The following is a 20,016-nucleotide window of genomic DNA, read 5'->3' as shown; positions in this document are numbered from 1 at the left end:
ACGACGACGCATCCCTCTGTTAACGTTTTCTCATAAAAGGAGGAACGCGACAGGTGGTTCCGGAGATTTCGGCCCGATTGTCCGCAACGAATGGCCGCTACGCAGAGTTGCCCGGCGTTCTCGAACGCGCGGGGTTTGCGATCGTGACTGACGTCATCGATTCCCGAGTCGTCTCGGAGTTGATCAACGCGATCGACGCGATCCCACCGCAGGGGTTGGTCCTGGAGCGCGGGGGAAACGTTTACGCCATGCGGAACGTCCTCAGCCTCTTACCCGCCAGTCGTGAGCTTGCCGAATCGGAGGCAATGATCCGCTTGACCCGGGCCATCCTCGGGCCGGGGGCCTTCGTGGTTCGAGGTCTCCTGTTCGATAAGACCCCTGCGGCAAACTGGGGGGTCCCCTGGCACCAGGACCTGACGATCGCGGTGAAAGCCCGGACCGAAACGGCCGGGTATGGCCCCTGGACCGTCAAGGGAGGGATCCCCCACGTTCAGCCTCCGGTTTCGGTTCTGGAGCAAATGTTGACCGTGCGAGTTCACCTGGACGACAGCGACGACGAGCGCGGGCCCTTGCGGGTCGTCCCGGGATCACACGCCGCGGGCAGGCTCGGAGCCGAAGCGACCCGGGAGTGGTTGACGCGAGTGCCCCCGCAGACCTGTCTCGTTCCTCGCGGTGGAGCGCTCCTGATGCGTCCCTTGATCCTGCACGCCTCTTCCCCCGCCGAGGCCTCGGGCCGAAGGCGGGTGATCCATCTCGAATACGCGGCCGCCCCATTGCCGGGCGACGTGACCTGGTTTGAATCGGAGTGTCCCGGTCCATGAAATTTACGAAGATGCACGGGCTCGGCAACGACTACGTCTACGTCAGTACCTTCGACCAAAAGGCGCCCGCCGACATCGGTGCGCTGGCGATCGCGGTGAGTGATCGCCATTTCGGGATCGGCTCGGACGGCCTGATCATGATCCTCCCGTCGGAACAAGCCGACGCCCGGATGCGCATGTTCAACGCCGACGGTTCCGAAGGAGAGATGTGCGGCAACGGCGTCCGCTGTGTCGCCAAATACGTCCACGACCACGGAATCGCACGTCGCCCCCAGGTGACGATCGAGACGGGACGCGGCGTGCTGACGCTCGACCTCGAGGTTGAGGAGGGCAAGGTGCAACGGGTCCGTGTCGACATGCAAGCCCCGATCCTTGAAGCCGCCGAGATCCCGACCACGCTGCCGGGCGCGCCCGTGGTTGACGCTCCCCTCACCATCGACGGGCAGTCGTTGGGTGTGACGGCCGTCTCGATGGGCAACCCTCACGCGGTGGTCTACGTCGACGATGTCGCGCGGTTCCCGGTCGAACGCGTGGGCCCCTTGCTCGAGAATCACCCCACGTTCCCGAAACGAGTCAACGTCCACTTCGTCGAGGTCGTCGGACCGGGCGAGGTCCGGATGCGAACCTGGGAACGTGGTTCCGGGATCACCCTGGCCTGCGGCACCGGCGCCTGTGCCGTCTGTGTTGCGGGAGTCCTGACCGGACGGACCGACCGCAAGATCGTCGCCCATTTGCCCGGCGGCGACCTCGAACTGGAATGGCCCGGCGAGGGCCAATCAGTCTTCATGACGGGACCGGCCACCGAGGTCTTCTCGGGAGATTGGCCCCACTGACCGGGTCTCATCCACGAGGAGGCGGTACGGGGGCGATTCAATGGAACGATCTGGGCGGTGAAGGACGCGGCGATCCATGCGAGTGCTAAGTTATAACATCCACAAAGGTATCGGGGGCCGCGACCGACGCTACCGGATCGACCGGATCATTCGGGTCATCGCGGAGCAGGAACCGGACCTGATCTGCCTTCAGGAAGTCGACCTGAATGTCCGGCGCACCCGACACGACGACCAACCGCGGCAGCTCGCCGAGGCGATTCAATCCGTGGCCGATATCTATCAGCTCAACGTCCACCTCGGCGCGGGGGGGTACGGCAACCTCGTCCTGTCGCGTTGGGCGTTCCGCCACACCCACCAGATTTCGCTCCGCCAGAGGCGCAGAAAGCCACGCGGCGCCCAGATCGCCATCGTCGAAACGCCTGAAGGCCCTCTGCACCTGGTCAACTGGCACCTCGGGCTCGCCGAGCGCGAGCGTCACTGGCAGGTCCGACACCTGCTGGACCACGACTGCTTTCGCGAGTCCGCCACCTTGCCGACCCTGATTGTCGGCGACTTCAACGACTGGCGAAACACGCTCGCCCGGATGGCCTTTGCGACTCAGGGGTTCGAGCAATTGACTGTCCCCCACGAGCGGTTTCGCTCCTTCCCCGCCTATTTCCCGGTCGTCTCCCTGGACAAGGCGTTCGCGCGGGGCGGGATCGTGGTTCACCATGCCCGCGTTATCCGGACGCCGCTCGCCAAACGTGCCTCCGACCACCTTCCCCTGGTCATCGATTTCCAGGTCCGCCCCAGTGCGTCAAACGGGTCGGGCGAGTCCTCGTCGACCGCATCCGATGCGTCGTGACGATCGGGCCCGTCCGCTCATTTTTTTTTTAGCTTGGGAACGAGGAAAAAGGGAGCCGATGCACCTCACTCGCCTGAGTGATTCCCATTCCAGGCGAGCCAGGGGAGCGCGAGCACCCTGGCTTCCTGAGAGTGCCACCACGGCGATCGGCGGATGAATCCACGGACCCTGTTTCTCAGAGAGAACCAAAAAAAAAGAGACCGCGATGAACGCGGTGAAAGTTGGCGATCATGGCCTCGGCCGATACCCAACGGGACGACTATGACCCTCTCGCCACAGTGGATCAAAGTGGTCAGACCGACCTCTCCGCCAACCGGCCCCAGAAGGAGCCGACAGACGCCTTATTGCAGGCAAGAGGTCGCTACATCCTGATCCGAGCGCATGCCAAAGGGGGGCTCGGCGAGGTCTTCGTGGCTCGCGACGAGGAACTCGGTCGAGAGGTCGCTCTCAAATCGATCCAAGAACGGCTGGCCGATGACCCATCGAACCGGGCTCGGTTCATTCGTGAAGCGGAGATCACCGGCAACCTCGAGCACCCTGGAATCGTGCCGATTTATGGTTTGGGCCAATCGGCCGACGGCCGCCCCTACTACGCGATGCGGTTCATCGAAGGGGAGACCCTGGCCGCGGCGATCGATCGATTCCACTCATCCGTCGAACCGATTCATGCGGCCGGTGAGCGATCAGTCGCCTTGCTGGGCTTGCTTCGCCGGTTCAACGACGTCTGCAACGCGATTGACTATGCGCACAGCCGGGGAATCCTCCATCGCGACCTGAAACCGAGCAACGTCATGCTTGGGTTGCACGGCGAGACGCTCGTCGTCGACTGGGGACTGGCCAAGTTCATGGGTCGCGACGCGGCGGAAACCGCGATCACGGGGGAAATGGCCGCACTGATCACCGATTCGGCAAGCGATCAAACGCTGCCGGGATCGGCCGTGGGAACCCCGGCCTTCATGAGCCCCGAGCAAGCGGCCGGACGTCTCGAAGAGTTGGGCCCGAGCAGCGACATCTATAACCTGGGAGCCACGCTCTACTATCTACTGACAGGTCAGGCCCCCTTCGATCACGCCCCCGCGGGCATCCTTCTGACGAAGGTCCAGCGGGGGGACTTCCGTACCCCTTCGGCGGTGGGATTGGGACCGATTCCTTCGGCCCTCGAAGCCATCTGTTTGAAGGCGATGTCGCTACGGCCCGAAGATCGCTACCCGTCGACACGTTCGATCGCCGAGGACATTGAACGCTGGATCGCCGACGAGCCCGTCTCGGCTCAACCCGAGTCGCGGCTCGCGTTGTTGGCGCGGTGGTCACGACGGCATCGGGCCTGGGTTCGCGCCGCCGCGGCCGTGCTGGCCGGCCTCCTGGTCGTCATGTCGATCGCCACGGTGGTCGTCCATCGGGCCTGGCAGCGTGAGCAAGGTGTTCGACTCGCCTCCGAAGACCTGGCGGCCAGCCTCGATCTCGACAAGGGGATCGGACTCTGCGAGCAGGGGACGACCAGCCTCGGCATGCTCCGACTGGCGCATGCCCTGGCGATTACTCCGGCCGGCGGAACCGATCTGCGGCGGACGATCCTGAGCAACCTGGACGCGTGGCGCGCGCCGATGATCCCGCTCCGCGAAATGTTCGTCCATCCCGACGCCATCTGGTCCGTGGCGCTCTCTCCTGATGGCCGGACCCTCCTGACCGGCAGCAGCGCCATGGTGGCGGGAAAACTTCAGGGCGAAGCCCGCCTCTGGGACGTGAACACGGGCCGAGCGTTCGGAGAGCCCTTGAAACATGGGAGCTACGTCAACAGCGCGGTGTTCAGCCCCGATGGCAAAAGGATTCTGACCGGCAGTGCCGATCGGACGGCACAACTTTGGGACGCCGCAACCTGCCGCCCCCTTGGCGCCCCCCTCGTGCAAGCCAGTTCGGTGGAAACCGTGGCGTTCGCCCCCGACGGCCGGTCCTTTCTGATCGTCGCCGGACGCTCGGTCTCGTTCTGGGACACCGCAACCCGACAGCCCCTGCATCCGGCTCTGACGGACATGCCGGCCCCGGTCCATCCGGCAACCTTCAGCCCCGATGGCTCGTTGGTCGCCACGGGATCCGAAAACGGAACCGCGCGTCTCTGGAACGTAGCCACGGGGGAGCCCCTCGGCGCTCCGCTGGTCCACAACTCCGCGGTCAACTGCCTGGCGTTCAGCCCCGATGGCAAGGTCCTGGCGACGGGAGACGAAGACGGAGTCATCCAGTTCTGGAACACCGCCACCCAGAAGCAGGTCCTGAGCCATGTGGCCCACCGCTCGGAGATCTACGGTCTGGCGTTCAGCCCCGACGGTCAGGTCTTAGCCACGGGCGGCGATGACGGGACTGCCCGATTCTGGGAGGCGGCCACGGGCCAGGCTCTCGGACTGCCTATGGAGCATCTGGGCGCGGTCACCGCGGTCGCGTTCGCCCCCGATGGCCGTTCCCTGGCAACCGGTAGCGGAGACACCGTCGCCCGGACCTGGGCCGGACCGACCAAGCGGCCGCTCACGGTCAAGCGGACAGGAGGCGATCGCCTCCTCGCGTTGGCGTATTCCCCCGACGGCCGGACCGTCGTGACGGCCGATGCCGGCCGAGCGACCCGCATCTACGACGCTGACTCCCTCGAACCGATAGGTCCGTCGGAAATCCATCAGGGAGGAGAGATCCGGGCGGTCGCCTTCAGTGCCGACGGCGCAACGATCCTGACCGGTGGCTCGGATGGCACAGCACGACTCTGGAATGCGGCCGACTTCCGGCCGATTGGGCATCCCCTGAAACTGCCCGGGGCGGTCATCACAGTGGCTTTTCGACCCGATGGCAGGGCCTTCCTGGCTGCCGGCGAGGACACGACCGCCCACCTCTGGGACCCGTACAACGGGCGGCCCATGGGGCCACCGCTCCCGCTCGAATCGGAGATCATGGCCCTGGGATTCTCACCCGACGGCCAAACGATCGTCACCGCCGAGGGAAGTTCGGCGCGACTCTGGCATGTGGCCCAAGGCGTTGCGACCGGACAGACCCGGCAGGTGCTCCACGGCCACCAAGGCTTCATCTACTGCCTTGCGTTCAGCCGTGACGGCCGGCTCGTCGCCACCGGCAGTGAAGACGACACCGCACGCGTCTGGGAGGTCAAGACCGGACGCCCCATTGGTCCCCCTTTGCCCCACGGCGCGAGCGTCATTTCGGTCGCCTTCTCCCCGGACGGCAGGACGCTACTGACCGGGTGCAATGACCAGACTGCCCGGCTCTGGAACCTCCCGACCGGCCGGCCGATCGGCCCCCCTTTGAAACACCAAGGCCGGGTCTCGGCGGTGAGCTTCCACCCTTCCGGTCGTTGGTTCCTGACCGGGAGTTACGATCGGTCGATCCGCCGCTGGGAGGCGCCTCGCCCTTGGTTCGACGACGTCGAGCGAATCCGGAGCCGCGTGCAAGGATTGACCGGCATCACCCTCGGTCCCGAGGCCGATCCCTCCGCTCGCGGCAACATTCTCGACGATCGCACCTGGCGGCTCGAACGCCATCTCCTGAACACGGAGGAGGGCTCTTCCCGTTGAACCGGCGGCGAAGAGCGAGGAGATCGTCTCGGTCGGAAAGAAAAAAAAGGCTTGAGCCTGCCAGTCCCCAGAGACTCGGCGGGCTCAAACCTCTGCCCTGCGACCAGAACCAGACGCAGCCAATCGGGTCATCGAAGCACGATGGGCTGCGCTCACCCGGTAAGACCGGGATAACCTCATGCCGTGATCGGCTGATCACGCGTAACGCTTGGCCGTTCGCTAACCTGAACCGGCTTGTCGAGGGCCAACTTTTTGGAGGGCGGCCGAAACGCCTTAATGAGTGGTAATTCGACCAGGCGGTAGAAGAACCAGGAGACCACCACGGCAAGGGCCAGGCAGGCCAGGATGTATACGGTGTCGGCAACGAGACCGGAACGTGGGGCAAGCCAGTAGAAGACTTCCTTGATCCCGATAAAAGCGAGTTCGTGGGTCAAGTAGAGGCTGTAGGAAAGCGTGCCCAGCCAGGTGAGGAGCGGATGGACCAGAATTCGGCGGATCAACCCGTCGCGATCGGCCGAGGCCAACGCCACGACCACCATTCCCGCGTACGCAGGAATGCTAAAGAGGGTACTTCCGTTCGCCGGGCCCCAGAGCCGCCATGCGAACGAGATACCGAACAATCCCGCGGCGATCACCACGGACGAACGCACCGAGATGAAGGAGGAGCTTCCCTGCCGAGATGCGTAATACCAGCGGGCGACCTCCATCCCTCCGATGAACAGGGGAAGGCGATAGAACAAGAAGCCGCCGAGGACGGCGTGCTGACCAAACGTAACGACATTGAGCGCCACGAGAAAGCACATCCAGGCCACCAACGTCACGGTGATCGTCAGCCAGCGCCCCAACTTCCCAGTGAGCACGTACAGCACGGGAAAGACCAGGTAGAACTGGAAGATCACCGACATCGACCAGTGTGACGGAGCGATCGTACTCAGGGTCTCCGGCCACAGACTGTGCAGGAGTGCAGCGTGGGCGAGAATATCACCGGCGCCGACAATGGGGACGCGGGGCACAACCCAGGAAGCAATGAGGTAGAGCGCCATGGCGGCATAGTAGGGCGGGAGGAGGCGGCCGCACCGTGCCGACAGAAATTCAGCCAGGTAAATCGGTCGTCCTGATGCCTCACGGCGGAGCATCGAGAAGGTCAGACCGAACCCAGAAAGAACGTAGAACAAGTTGTGGCCGACAAGTCCATATTGGAAGGGAAAAAGTGCGACCTCCACACCCCAGTGAAACGGCACGCTCAACGACTCAATATGGCGGATCGCCACAACGAGAGCCATGACCCCGCGGAGCCCATTCAGCGTGGAGATTTCTAGCTTCTCCGCCGCAGCCGAGCCGCGAGGGTGTGAGCTGGAATGGGGTTTTCTCCCCTCCTTCAATTGAGTAGGGGAACGATCCAGTCCGTGATCGAAGGCTGGTTTCGAAGAAGGTAAAGCACACATCAAATCCGCCCTCGCATCAATGACCTCAATCCCGAAAGCGTGGAAGAGTGGATGCTCCAGTCTATCCATCAAGGGTATCACTATCGACGGTGATTTCGAGTAAATTAACGAATTCGGAGAAAATTTAGGAGGGTTAGGCCGACTACATGTCCTGTTTGAGCGACAAACTCAATGAACAAAAAGCCACATCAATCGGCGAGGCACTGAACACGGCAGGAACCCTGAACCATTTGAGGATCGCACCCATGGACAAGTGCATCGGTTCAGGGGTGAGAACGGGAAGGGCCTGGTAAGTGGGGCGTCATGCCGAAGATTCCGGCGTCCGCCAAGCACCCCATCCAACCGGGGAAACGTCGCGCCTTACACGGCGAGCATCGTCTTGCCGGCCAAAGGAGGTAAAGTGATGCGGTCATCGCGTCACCCTCCGATCAAAAAAACTGGTGCGGGCCCGGAGCGGATCCCGCCGTTCGGTGATGCGGTCATCGCATCACCCTCCGATCAAAAAAACTTGGTGCGGGCCCGGGGCGGATCCCGCCGTTCGGTGATGCGGTCATCGCATCACCCACTGACAAAAACTCGCAGCTGGGGGTGAGACTAAGGTGGCGGAAAACGATTCACGCCTCGCCACCTCCGTTCTCGTCATGTGTCCGCAGGTTGTTCAGCCTGTTGGTGTCGAGCGTTCTCCGGTCACGGCAGGAACTCCCATCAACAAACGAGCAATCACAGACAGCCTTTCCTATAAGATCCATGGGAATCTCATCGGGAGCCAGCGAGAAGCCTACCCCTCTTGTCATCGGCGTCAGGGGCCCTCGGGCATGAACTGGCATTTCCCAAATTGATGTCATGAGCCCTTGATGATCAGGGGGGTTACTCCGATTCACTTGGTTGTCGTGAATTCGGTCGAACCAGGAGTCTTGGGTCTCGATTTTGAGACGTCAGCGACCAGGGAAAACCGCGTCACCGGCGTGGTGAAATCAGCGTCCGGCGTGGTGAGCTAGCACACGAACGACAAAGCTCGGTGGGTTCCGTGACGTTCAGCCCCGCCAGTCGCGTGGGGTATAACCGGGCATCTTGACTTCGTCGACGTCCTGACTCGCGCTGAAGCCGTTGATCGCGGCCTTGAAAACGTGATAAGGGCAAGCTTCCGGGAACTTCCAGCGGACCAAGCGCGGTCCACATCCGAGCAGTCCCGTCCTCGAGATCGCGACGATACTCACGGCAATCCAAGGAGACGCGTCGTCCCCCTGGAGGCGAAACCAGGCCGTCGTCCCGGCGTGGGGAGCGATCTTGGCCAGCGCGGATCCCCCTTCCAGACTGATGTCGCGAAGTCTGGCGACGACGCTGCGCGGCGTCTCGGCTTCCGTCCACCCCAGGATCACATTCGTTAGACCCGCAATGTAGCGAGACGCACTGCGACGGTCGTCGCCACGTTTCGGATTGGGCCCATCGCGATTTGAGCGACGTTGAAGCATCACACACCCAGGACTTCATTCGAGCCAGTCGCCGCCTTCCCTCGGTCCCAGAACAACGACGAGGGAAATGGCGACAATTCGCGAATGACCATCTCCAGTGTAGGTCACGCTGGACCACGCGGGGGGTGGTTTCTTAAAAAAACAGGCGAACGGTGACGACGAACCTCGATTGAGTGGTTCCGGTTCCGGCCCGCTCAGGCGGTCAGCCAGCGGCGGAATTTTTTCCGGTCGAGCTTGCGCCAGGCCTTGAAGAATCGCTCTCGAGATTGATCCGCCTGGCGGATCTGCCGTTTGAAAAGCCGGTGAGCGGCAAGTTTCAACGGGATGTCGTCGCGATGTAGGGCGACGATGCGCGAGATTTCCTGGGCGGCGGTAACTGCATCCTGGTGTTCACCGAGGATGTCTTGCACCTTGGTCGCGATTTCCGCGAACCGTCTCGCCTCTTTTGACCGTTTCTTGCCGAGCACATCGGCAACATCCTCGGCCGCGTAGCGCGCGCGTTTGGCTCGCTTGCGAACCTCGTGAAAGTCTTTGTCGGGGTCGTTGGGGCGAAGCGCTCTACCTCGTTTCTTGAGGGATTTCCAAGCCTCACCGGCCAGCGAGGGGAGTTCGGAGCGACGCATTTCCCCAGCGTTTTGGCAAAGCGGAGCCACGATGACCGCCTGCTCCAGCAACTCGATCAGGGCCCGGTAGCGCTCTCCCTTGAGGACCTCTTTGAGCCTCCCGGAAGCCCGCTCATGCTCCACCGCCAAGGTCCGAAATAAAGGAGCGAGTGCCTCCGGCGCATCCCCCGAGGCTCGGAGTAGCCGCTCGCGGAGAACGTCGAGATCTCGCACGGCACCAAGCACCTGCGCAAGCCACTTGAGCTCTCGCTCGAGTGGCAACGACCATTCGGCCTTGATGAGCTTGCCGAACGTGCGAAGCGCACTGCGGAGCCGACGCGTCGACGTCCGCATCCCGTGGACCCCCTCGGCAAGCCCTTGCCTGGCCGCGGGATCGCAATGGAGCATCCGCTCGACACCCCGTCTCAATGCCGTCAGGACCGCCTCGGAGGCAGGACCGACCGGCGCGACCTCGACGGGCAATTCAAGGTACTGCCGAGGCTTCCCATTGGCCATTGTAGGCACGTAATCCTCGACCTTTATGCGGAATGATCCCAACCGACCGGAACCCACGAGACCAATGCCTCGAGCGGCTCCCGACCCATTCTTTGACCTTAGCCGAGATCGCCAAGGCCCGCAAGGGCGAGCGATGCCCTCGGACTGTTGCGGACCGCTCGACGCGTCAGGACCACCGCCCCAACTTCTCGGGGCGGCGGCCGGTGACGTCATTGGTCCGGCAACGTCCCGATGAACACTCCGCGGGTATCGGCGGCGAAGATACCGGCAAAGTCGGCATTGCCGACATGCGTGTTCGAGACCACGCCGCCGAGCACCGTCGACTTGGTGGGCAACGGCAGGTTCAGGGTCGTCGTGCCGGTGGTTGTCGTGCCTCCCCCCGAGTTGGTCGTTGTGACCGAGGGATCGGTCAACTGAGCCTGGGTCAACGGCTTCGACGCAAAGCCGGCGTTGATCGAGCCGGGAAGGATGAAGTCGTCGATGACAGGATCGAGTTGGGTATTGTACGCGATCTCTTTGAACGTCTCGTTGAAGTAGGTGATCTCAGTGTAGTTGATATAAGGAATCGGGGCGCTCACGCTCCCCCCGAAGATCACCCCCGCGGGAGCGTCGTAGGTCCCGTCGCCTGGATCCGTCGAGGGAGTCGGCGGCGGACCATACCCCGAAGGGGGCAGTGTGCCGTTGCCCCCACTCGGCGCGACACTGGCGGCGAGGACCGAATCGATCAACGATCCCAAGATCTGGAAGTTGTTGATGTTCCCCCCGGTCAGGAGATGCCCCTGGCGATCCTCACCCGCGATGATCCGGGTGGGATAGCCGGTCGCGTTGGGGTTGAGCGCAAACTCGGACCGAACGTCGCCGCCGATGGTCATGTTACGAATCTCGACCCCCGCGCGGAGCTCGGAGTTCAGGATCGCGTCAACGCCGTCGGCTCCAATGTTCGAGGCACCCCCCAACGACCCGTTGCCAGCCCCGTCGATCAACACACCCGCGGTGATAAAGCTCTTGAAAATGCCGTGGCGAGCGTCGAGGCCGAAGAGATTCTTGCCAACGTCGATGTTCGCGTCCTGAATCCCCCCGAGAAACGCCCCGCCCCCCAGGACACTGAGATTGGTGAGGTCGAGCCCGACGAACAGGTCAAGCGACGCGGGAGATCCCTTGCCGTTCAAGGCTCCATTCACCGTCAGACCGGCCAGGTTGCCTTTGACCGCCAACAGACCCCCGGTGGGCATCACTTCAAAGTCGCCGCCCACGGACAGCGAGGCCAGGTCTCGGCCCACGATGATGCTGCCTCCCGAGTCGAGCGTCACGTCTCCACTGACGGTCAGACCGCTGGCGATGTCGCGTCCGACGAAGAGGAGTCCGTTGTCGGAGACCTTGACCGTGTTCGCAACCGTTCCGACCGTTTTGAGGTCGTTCCCCACGATCAGCCGCCCCCCTTGGAGGCTCAGCCCTCGTCCCAGGGTGAGCCCCCCCAGGTCATGGCCAATATTGATCAGACCGTTGGAATTGGCCTGGATCTCACCGCCAAGGTTGAACCCTCCGGTCAGGTCGTGGCCAACGGCGAAAACACCGCCGTGCTGCACAATCAGGCTCGAAGGGTTGAAGGTTCCCGTCGCATCGTTATCGATGACGAAATGGCCTCCGTCCAGCTTGATCGAGCCCCCCACCGACCCAGTCAGGTTACCCCACATGGATCCGTCCTGTCGGCCCGAGCTCCACACTCGCAGCGTTCAGCTGTCCCAGGTCGCCATTCACATCCACAGTCGCATTGCGGCCGATGCTGGCGAGCTGAATCGACGAGACCGACCCTTTAAGGGCAGTCATCGGCCCGAGCAAATTCGCCGCCCCCGCGTCGATCGAGCCAAGCAGGCCGGTCTTGACGTTGATCTTGCCAATGTTGATCTGGGTCGTGTTGAAGTGGGCCTGTCGCGGCTGGGCCGTGATCGTCAGGGCACTGTTGGGATTCGTGGCAAAAAGGTTGATCGCGTACTGGCCACCCTTGAGACGCTTGACCGTCTGGTAGCCCCCGCCGGTCACGCTGATCGTGAAGAGCGAGCCGTTGGATGCGATCGGCCGGCTTGACGACGGTCCGGTATAGAGCGAGAGGAGTTGCCGAGATTCGAGGGCCTCGACGCCCGGAGTTGCGGATCTCCGCCGCACACGTGAAACGGATGAAGCAGAATCGATTGACCGACGACGTGGCGGTCCGTTGTCCCGAGTCATGGGCAGGGCTCCTTCCCAACCGCCGAAATCAGAACGACCCCGACAAGCCCCCCATTTCTTGGGAACCTCTCTCGAGATCCAGACTCGGCTCAACTTAACTAAGCGCAGATCCTGTGTCACAAATCGGATTCGTCGTCGCAAGCGATGAGCAAAAGCGGGCGTCGTAAGCCCGAGCCGACCGGCCTTGCCTGCATTTTCGGCAGGGTCTTCCCCGTCGAAGAGGGGAAGCATCGGCGCGGTGGTCTCCACACCTCAAGGCAATGAAAACGTCCGGCAATCCCACCGTTTACGATGCACTCCCAGGTTGGCTCCCGCCCTCGCCTCCACCAAATGGCGTTGAGCGACGCGCGAAGCAACACACCACCATGCCCCCCACACGCATGATCAGTGAGGCGGTTCCCCTCGATATCAGGGCCGTTCTAAAGAGCGAGGGGGACCGCCAAGAATATTCCAAGCAAGGCAAATTCAGGGGGGGGTGGAGCCGTCGAGAACGGGGCTTTGTACGCCGTGGCGTGCGACGACATGCATAAAATCGCGACAATTATTGACACTCGACATATCTGATGGGACATCGGATCCGCCGGACGCCCCAATACTTGCCAACCTTTCCACTGGACACGGGCATTGAGCCCGAGTCCAATACGTGTAGGAGGCCTGGGCGAAGTCGAGCTCATCTGGAAAATCCCAGTTCAAGCAGGGGAGCTTTCAAGATGCCGCCGCCAAAGAAATTGGGAATGAGGGATCCGGTCCCCTTGAGCAAAGGCAAGCCGTTCGATGCTGCTCATGCGCTGGATGGCAGTGCCGGCGAGCGGGTCCTCAATACAGCCGACTTGGAAAAGCTCAAAAGTCCATCCCCTTCCAAAACCGATCCGTCGGGGGCGACGTTCGAGCGGTCGCCGGGTTCGCCGTTTGTCGCCTGCGAGAAGCACATCAACCACGTCCTGGCCAATCAAAAGGTGTTTGATGCGATCAACACCCGTCTGCAAACCTTTACGCCCAAGATCGTGCTTGGCGACCACATCGTTTATTCCTGGGACAAGATCGAGAAGCTTTCCAAACAGCGATATCTTCCGGTCATTGCTCATCGCGATGTTTTGAACGGCATCGACTTCATTGTCGAAGATCGCGACAAGTTGCTCGTCGCCATTCGGAACGCCAAGGCGGGCGAACGTGCCGGCTTTGTCGAGGGGTCAAGCAGCGGTTGGAAACAACACTGGCCACTCACACTTTCCTTCCTGGCGACTGATGGCGTTGGGTTCCGCGAGGTTTTCCGGCCCCGGATCAACGACCGGCCGTTGGACACGATGACGACGATGCGGTTCGACACCAGGTTGGGACGCGACGTGACGATCGATATTTCCGCGATGCATTTGGCCGTTGCCCAGTTCAGTACACTCAGCCAGGTTCGATGCAATGCCCACGTCGACAAGATGACGGTCACGCTCGGCGGAATAGGGGACGACGTCCAGATCTCTCCTTCCGTGCTCAGCCATTTCGTGAACGAGCTGCTGTTCAAGACCAAATTGCAGGGAAAGCTGCCTGACTGGATCCTCGACACTTTCGACTTCAGCCTATTGAACCCGGATGAGGGCTTCTTGAATGCGGGCGTTGTCGCGCACCTCATCAATAAGCCGCACTTCAAGTGGACGCTCAACTTTTCCGTGGGGTTGAACAATAGCGTTCAACCCGAATGGTCGGGGAATTTCCGATTCGAAAAATCCATCGGCACCGGCGTGGTCGTGCAATTCTGAAATGAGCGAACGAGGACTCCCGGAGGCCCTTCGACTTTGAGGCAAACAGTCATCTCATGAACCTACAAGCAAATCACGCAAGATAGTGAATCGTCAGGATAGTACTCAGTCGGTGGTGACGCTCTTCTTGATCGACAGGTTCCCTTGCTTGGCCGATCTCAACCGGCACGCCATCTCGCCCCATTCGTCAAGGAATGTGAGCATCGGGTTCAATTCCCACCGACGGATCCGCACGGGTTTGCGGGCCGGCAATTTGACCCTGCTCGACTGGCGTGCCGCCGGACACGGACGACTCCCGGCAGGATATCGCAGTATGCGTCGGTCAAACAACCGGGGCGTACCGAACCGCAGCACGCACAAAGCCTTGATATCCACATAGCATCATCAGTTTTCCGCAATACGCAAGCAGCTTTCATTTAACAATACCAACGATCCGCGGCAGAGTTAAAGAACCGGTGATTCTTGCGGTTTCCGCAGCGGGTTGGTTTGCAGAGTAGTACGGCCGGCCCGGCCGTAATTCCTCGGGGTCGGCGTGAATCCGAGGAATAGCTCGGGGCCGAGGGGGATACGGCCGGGCCGGCCGTGCCACTGAATCGACCGGGCCGAAAATCCATCACGATTCTCGCCCAGTCGCGGATCGTTGAATCATATTTCGCGGGGGCGAGATTCAAGACGCCTCACCCTCCCGCTACGTTTGCTTGCTTGATCGTACTAGCATACATCATGATCAATTCTTCTGATCCGCGCCGCTCGCTCCGCTCGGCTCCGACTTGAGTCCGGCCGAGTTCACCGCAATCACCCTGTAGACATGGAGATCGCCCGGTTTTGTTGTCATGTCGGTAAATTCCATGGAGACAAGTGGTTGGGTGGGGGTGTCGCTGTATTGGAGGTTTTGGAAGAGGGGCCGGCCGAAGGGGTTTTTGGGTTTGTCAGGCAGGTTGGCGAGTAACGCCCCATCGCGTTCGATGATGAACCCGGCCAGGCCGCTTTCCAGGTCGGCCTCACACTCCCAGCGCAAGCTGTTGCCGTCGACGCGCAGGTTCGTCGGAGCGGGAGGCAAAGTCGTATCGGTTAGGTTCGTGTCCTTGACGTATTGCATCCACGCCCGAGCGACCGTCGCGTTGGGGAGCCAGCCAGCACTGAGGGGATCTCCTGAAAACGTCGAGGCGGGCAGAGCCTCGGACCCAGTCGGAAGGGCGAGCCAGACATCGCCGGCGGACATGGCGTTCAAGGGTTCGCCCGGGCTTGTCGGGAGACGGTCGGTGAGGCAGACGTCGAGCCAAGGGATCGCAAGATAACGCTGATTTCCACACTCGTGAGCGGTGAGCGGATCGACGGCCACGCCGACGAGCCCGCCTTTAGAGCGAACGGTAGTGAAGAAGGCCTCGTTCGCGGGCCAGACTCCGGAGAATCGGTCGTTCTTGACCGAGACCCCTTCTTTCGTGCCAAGGTTGCACATGATCGGCACCTTGAGCGCCGCATCGGGAAGTGCGTGGGCCTTGATCGTGGGCCGATCGGAGTTCGACTGCAACAGGGGCACGCCCGAGCGGAGCCACGCCGCCGCGACGCGTTCGGGGTGCATCATGACCATTCCTCCCGCCCAGTGACCTCCGCCGCTGTGACCCCAGAGTGCCCACGGGACTTCAGCCAGCTCGGGATGCCCCGATTTCGCCCCCAAGTCGACCAGTGCCCTCTGAAACGCATCGCTCGATCCATTGCGCGGATCGCACCACATCTGGCAGTCGGCCTTCTCGGCCTGCTCGTAGGCGGGAGCCAGCAACGCACAATCATGCTTTTTCGCCAGAGCCTGCCAATGGAGGTCATATGCTCCCGTAAGCCCCGACTTGCACGACCCCTCGCCGCAGCCGTGTTGGTGCACGATCACCCCGCGCACGGTTTTCAGGTCGCGAGGAATCCAGACGGTGTAATTGACGCCGAAGATGAGCTCACCGGCCTTTTTCGAGGGTTCATACCGTACACGGTAGTAAGGGGGGTCGGCCGGCGGGAAAACGTCGTACGGAGCCTGCTGGGCTTGGAGCGCGGTGCTGGGCGCGACCAAGAGCAACAATAAGAGGGCGGGAACGGCCACCAAGCGGCGAGGCGGGAAAAAGTTCATGGGCGTTGTTCCGGGTCGGACCGTGGGAGCGCGGAGGCATTCTGCGGTTTCGACGTATAAACGACGCTCAAGCCCGCGGCAAGGCGTGGGAGCCGGAATCCGGCACGCGTCTCCGCCCCCTCCCGCCCCCATAGCCCTCTCGACCATCGCGATGGCGGCCGTTCGGTCGAGCACGGCTTTTGCGGCGCGGAGTTCAGGAGAGGAGCAATTCCAGCTCTTCGCGGCCAAGGTCTCGGATGAGGCTGTTGTCCGCGGTGATGATGGCGTCGGCCAAGGCTCGTTTTTGCGCCTGGAGTTGGAGCACCTTTTCCTCGACCGTATCCCGCGCAATGAGCCGGTAGGCGAACACCGGGCGAACCTGGCCGATCCGATGGGCGCGGTCGATCGCCTGGCTCTCCACCGCGGGATTCCACCAGGGGTCGAGCAGGAAGATGTAGTCGGCCGCCGTCAGGTTCAAGCCAAGGCCGCCAGCCTTCAGGCTGATCAGGAACACTTTGCAGTCCGGGTCGTCCTGGAACTGCTGCACCCACGCCTGCCGGTCCCGCGTGCGGCCGTCGAGGTAGGCATAGGGGATACTCTCCTCGTCCAGTCGCTGCTTGACGAACGCCAGCATGCTCGTGAACTGGGAGAATACCAGACTCTTGTGTCCCTCGGCAAAGACCTCGCGCAGTTGCGGCAGGAGCACGTCCAGCTTGGCACTCGATTCGCCCGACCGATTGGCCTTGTCGATCAAACCGGGATGACAGGCCGCCTGCCGCAGACGCAGCAGCGCCTCGAGGATCTGGATCTTTGACTTCCCGATCCCGTCGCGCGCAATGCGCCCGAGCAGCGAGTTCCGGTAGTGCTCGCGCAGCTCGTCGTACAGCTTGCGCTGGGCGGGTTCCAGGTCGCAGTAGACCGTTTGTTCGGACTTCTCGGGCAGGTCTTTCGCAACCTGCTCCTTGGTGCGCCGGAGGAGGAACGGCCTGAGGGCTTTCGCCAAGAGTGAAATGTTCTCCTCGCCGGGTTTGAGGAGGCCGAGGTCGGCCTTGCCAATCTCCGCGGCCTTGCCGAGCATGCCCGGGTTGAGGAACTCGAACAGGCTCCATAACTCGCCAAGGTGGTTCTCGACCGGCGTGCCGCTGAGGGCCAGGCGATGCTCCGCACTGATCAGCCGGGCCGCCTTCGCCGACTGGCTGCTCGCGTTCTTGATCGCCTGGGCCTCGTCGAGGATGGCGTAATCGAATTGGTAGTCCTTGAGGTCGACGATATCTTTCCGAAGCGTGCCGTAGGTGGTCAGGATGACATCGTAGCCGTCGAATTGTTCCCCGGGCTTACCGCGGCCGATGCCAGTGTTATCGAGGACGCGGAGCTTCGGCGTGAAGCGAGCGGCCTCCTGCTTCCAGTTGAAGACGAGCGACCGCGGCACCACGACCAGCGACGGCGGAGGTCGGCGGCGTTTCCTGGAAGCGGCCCGTAGTTCGCGGCGTGCCTCCAGCAGGGCGAGCACCTGGATGGTCTTGCCCAGGCCCATGTCGTCGGCCAGGCAGCCGCCGAAACCGAACTCGCGGAGGAAGTGGAGCCAGCCAAGGCCGTCGCGCTGATAATCGCGAAGCTGCCCCTGGAACCCGGCCGGCGGGTCCGCGGGCGCAATGCCCTGGAACTGGCGCAGCCGCTCGCGCGCCCGCTCGAACCGCTTGTCGAATCGCGCCTCGGGCTGCTCGGCCAGCAGGACGTCGAGCAGGCCGACTTGCGTCCGCCGGAACCGAAGATGATCCCCCTCCGGCGTGCCCACCCCGGCCAGGGGCGCGTACTTTTTGAGCCACTCCTCCGGCAACAGGCCGAAACTGCCGTCGCCCAGCGGCACGAGGTCCTCGCCGCGCCTCAGGGCCGCGAGCAAGGTGGGAAGCGGCACCTCTTGACCGTCGAAGGTCACCCCGCCGTGTAGCTCGAACCAGTCGATTCCGGACGTCACCTCGATCCGGAAGTCGCCCGCCTGGCGGTACAGCTTCCCTTGGGCCTCGACGCGCCAGCCCTCCTGGAGGAGGGCCCGCGCGGCCTTCGGCAGGTTGCGTGCGGGCAGCTCCAGAGTTTCGCCCTGGCGGTAGTCGGTCCTGCGGTGGAAGCCGACCTCCTCGAGTCTTGCCGCGAAGGACCGCTCGGCCGCCGGGTCGCGCAGCAGCAGCCGTCGCTCGTCGGGTTCGAAGACGCTCCGAGCCGGGTCCTTCGCAGGCACGACGTGGCCGTCGTACTCAAAGGAGAGGGCGCCGATGAGCCAATTCTGATCCCGGTTGGTCATCCGGCGCCGGTCGTCGCCGTCGCGGCGTTTGATGGCCAGGTAGGGCCGGGGCGCCGGCGCGACCTCTTCGTACCGCAGGTCCTCCGGCAGTTCGAGCCGGGGCAGGTCCGGAAGCCGGAGCAATTCCGCGAGGAACTCCCGCTTCTGCTTGGCGGGGAAGGGCACTTCACGCTGCTGGCGAAGCAGTGCGATCCATTGGAAAGCGTTGAAGTCAAGGAGCGGTGCGGCGCGGTCCTCCCAGAACACGAGTCCGCCGCTCAGCAACAGCAAGGGAGTCACCAGTGCCAGTCGCTCCTCAGCGCGACGGAGCTCGCCGGCGATTACGTACGTTTTACCGGCATCGTCCGGCGTCACCTTCAGCCAGAACTCCCAAGGGCCGGCGTCATCCCAGCGGAGCGGACGCATCGAATCGTCCGGCTCCGATCCCCGCAGCAGACACCGGCCCGTGGCGCAGAGCATCGGCAGCAGGGCCTCGCTGAGCGCGTGCGTGAGGAGGAAGCGAGTTGGGACGCTCTCGTAGTAGCCACTGCCGGAATAGTTGCCGCTCACTTTCTCTCGCCCACCGGCCAAGATGGCCATCGCCTGGCGATCGGCGGGTTCCGGCAGGTGATCAATCTCACTCAGGACGAAGCGTCGGCCCTTGGGTTTGCTCCACTCGCCGTCCCTCTTGCGATTGCGTGTCGCCACCTCCAGCACGAGCCCATTGCTCGCCAGGCAGGCCGGTATGTCCACGACATAGACGATCTCGTGTCCGGGAGGTAGGGCCGCGGAGAGGATCGCCGGTGTCTGCCCCGTCGTCGATTGCAGGCGAGATAGGGTCTCCTTCCACGCCTGGGTCGTCTGCCGAGGTTGACGGGACCGGGACTTTGAATTGGCGATGTCGCTCGGCGGGCGTAATGCCGGGGACGGTCTAGGAGTCGCATACCATTGCTCGTCTTCGATGTCATCCTCGTCGTCCGGGGCGGTCAACGTCAGTTGCCGCACCGTTCGCCTGCCGTCTCCCAGGAGATAACCTACGGCTTCCGCGGCGAGGAGTGTGGCCCAGATGTGCTTGCAAGGCTCGAAATAATCCTCGCAGTACGGGCACGAACACCAAGCCTCGATCGCAGCACGCTCTCGGAAAAGCTTCACGACGTAGGACCGACTTCCCCGGACGGTCGCGGCAACGTGCCACGCATCGCCCTCGACGATTGTCACCCTCCGCGAAACGAAGTAATCGCGGCCGCGCTCGCGTGTCGTCTTCGAAACGAGAGACATCAAGTTCGCTGAGAGCACCGTGCAGTTCTCTTGGCCGGACGAGGATTTCTCATTTGATTGTCATTGTACGAAAGGTGAGAACCATCGCAACACAGCGGCCGGAGGAACAAGTAACCAAGACTCGATTTCTGATCCGCCCTGCTCGCAGGGAAGAGAGTGACGCTCGCTCGGCAAGAGTGGGTTGACATCTCGCCGATCACCCCACGTTTCGCTGGTTGGACAAAATGGCCTTGGGCAGCGCCCCAAGATGAACCCGATCAGCGATTTGCAAGCCGACAACTCAAAACAT

At 62.6% G+C, this 20,016-nt stretch carries 12 protein-coding genes; 5 read left to right on the top strand and 7 right to left on the bottom strand.

Features of this window, described 5'->3' with window-relative positions; translation table 11 throughout:
• The first annotated feature begins 77 nt into the window (after positions 1-77).
• From V5E97_RS30150 to V5E97_RS30135, 4 genes are all read left to right on the top strand, one after another.
• Positions 78-821: a phytanoyl-CoA dioxygenase family protein gene (locus tag V5E97_RS30150; protein WP_406695267.1), complete on the top strand. Its 744-nt coding sequence runs from the start codon at positions 78-80 to the stop codon at positions 819-821.
• On the top strand, positions 818-1,654 hold the full coding sequence (gene dapF, locus V5E97_RS30145) for a diaminopimelate epimerase (protein WP_406695266.1): 837 nt from the start codon (positions 818-820) through the stop codon (positions 1,652-1,654). The genes V5E97_RS30150 and dapF overlap by 4 nt, the downstream gene beginning before the upstream one ends.
• A gap of 76 nt (positions 1,655-1,730) precedes the next feature.
• On the top strand, positions 1,731-2,498 hold the full coding sequence (locus tag V5E97_RS30140) for an endonuclease/exonuclease/phosphatase family protein (protein WP_406695265.1): 768 nt from the start codon (positions 1,731-1,733) through the stop codon (positions 2,496-2,498).
• 230 nt (positions 2,499-2,728) lie between these two features.
• Positions 2,729-6,064 (top strand): protein kinase domain-containing protein, encoded by a 3,336-nt coding sequence (locus V5E97_RS30135; RefSeq protein ID WP_406695264.1) that lies wholly within the window; start codon positions 2,729-2,731, stop codon positions 6,062-6,064.
• A 176-nt stretch (positions 6,065-6,240) separates the two neighbouring features.
• Here V5E97_RS30135 and V5E97_RS30130 read toward each other — a convergent pair whose 3' ends face one another.
• The 5 genes from V5E97_RS30130 to V5E97_RS30110 all read right to left on the bottom strand — a co-directional run bounded on the left by V5E97_RS30130 (position 6,241) and on the right by V5E97_RS30110 (position 12,325).
• Entirely contained in the window at positions 6,241-7,347 is a 1,107-nt protein-coding gene (locus V5E97_RS30130) for an acyltransferase family protein (protein ID WP_406695263.1), read from the bottom strand.
• A gap of 1,196 nt (positions 7,348-8,543) precedes the next feature.
• Positions 8,544-8,981, bottom strand: coding sequence for a hypothetical protein (locus V5E97_RS30125; RefSeq protein WP_406701239.1), 438 nt, complete (start codon positions 8,979-8,981; stop codon positions 8,544-8,546).
• A 194-nt stretch (positions 8,982-9,175) separates the two neighbouring features.
• Positions 9,176-10,099, bottom strand: coding sequence for a CHAD domain-containing protein (locus V5E97_RS30120; protein ID WP_406695262.1), 924 nt, complete (start codon positions 10,097-10,099; stop codon positions 9,176-9,178).
• Positions 10,100-10,308: 209 nt separating this feature from the next.
• A complete protein-coding gene (locus V5E97_RS30115; RefSeq protein WP_406695261.1) occupies positions 10,309-11,793 on the bottom strand; it encodes a hypothetical protein in 1,485 nt (494 codons plus the stop codon).
• Complete coding sequence (locus V5E97_RS30110) at positions 11,783-12,325, bottom strand: hypothetical protein (protein WP_406695260.1); 543 nt, start codon at positions 12,323-12,325, stop codon at positions 11,783-11,785. The genes V5E97_RS30115 and V5E97_RS30110 overlap by 11 nt, the downstream gene beginning before the upstream one ends.
• Before the next feature lie 734 nt (positions 12,326-13,059).
• Between V5E97_RS30110 and V5E97_RS30105 the strand changes: the two genes are divergently transcribed.
• Positions 13,060-14,076, top strand: a complete 1,017-nt coding sequence (locus V5E97_RS30105; RefSeq protein ID WP_406695259.1) for a hypothetical protein — start codon at positions 13,060-13,062, stop codon at positions 14,074-14,076.
• 727 nt (positions 14,077-14,803) lie between these two features.
• Here V5E97_RS30105 and V5E97_RS30100 read toward each other — a convergent pair.
• Complete coding sequence (locus V5E97_RS30100; RefSeq protein WP_406695258.1) at positions 14,804-16,192, bottom strand: alpha/beta hydrolase; 1,389 nt, start codon at positions 16,190-16,192, stop codon at positions 14,804-14,806.
• A 193-nt stretch (positions 16,193-16,385) separates the two neighbouring features.
• A complete protein-coding gene (locus tag V5E97_RS30095) occupies positions 16,386-19,727 on the bottom strand; it encodes a DEAD/DEAH box helicase (protein ID WP_406695257.1) in 3,342 nt (1,113 codons plus the stop codon).
• Positions 19,728-20,016: the final 289 nt, after the last annotated feature.

The organism is Singulisphaera photorubra, assembly GCF_045290345.1.
In the GTDB taxonomy this organism is placed as follows: domain Bacteria; phylum Planctomycetota; class Planctomycetia; order Isosphaerales; family Isosphaeraceae; genus Singulisphaera.
Note: the sequence above shows the minus strand (reverse complement) of the source record. Positions and strands in the feature narration are given on the sequence as shown.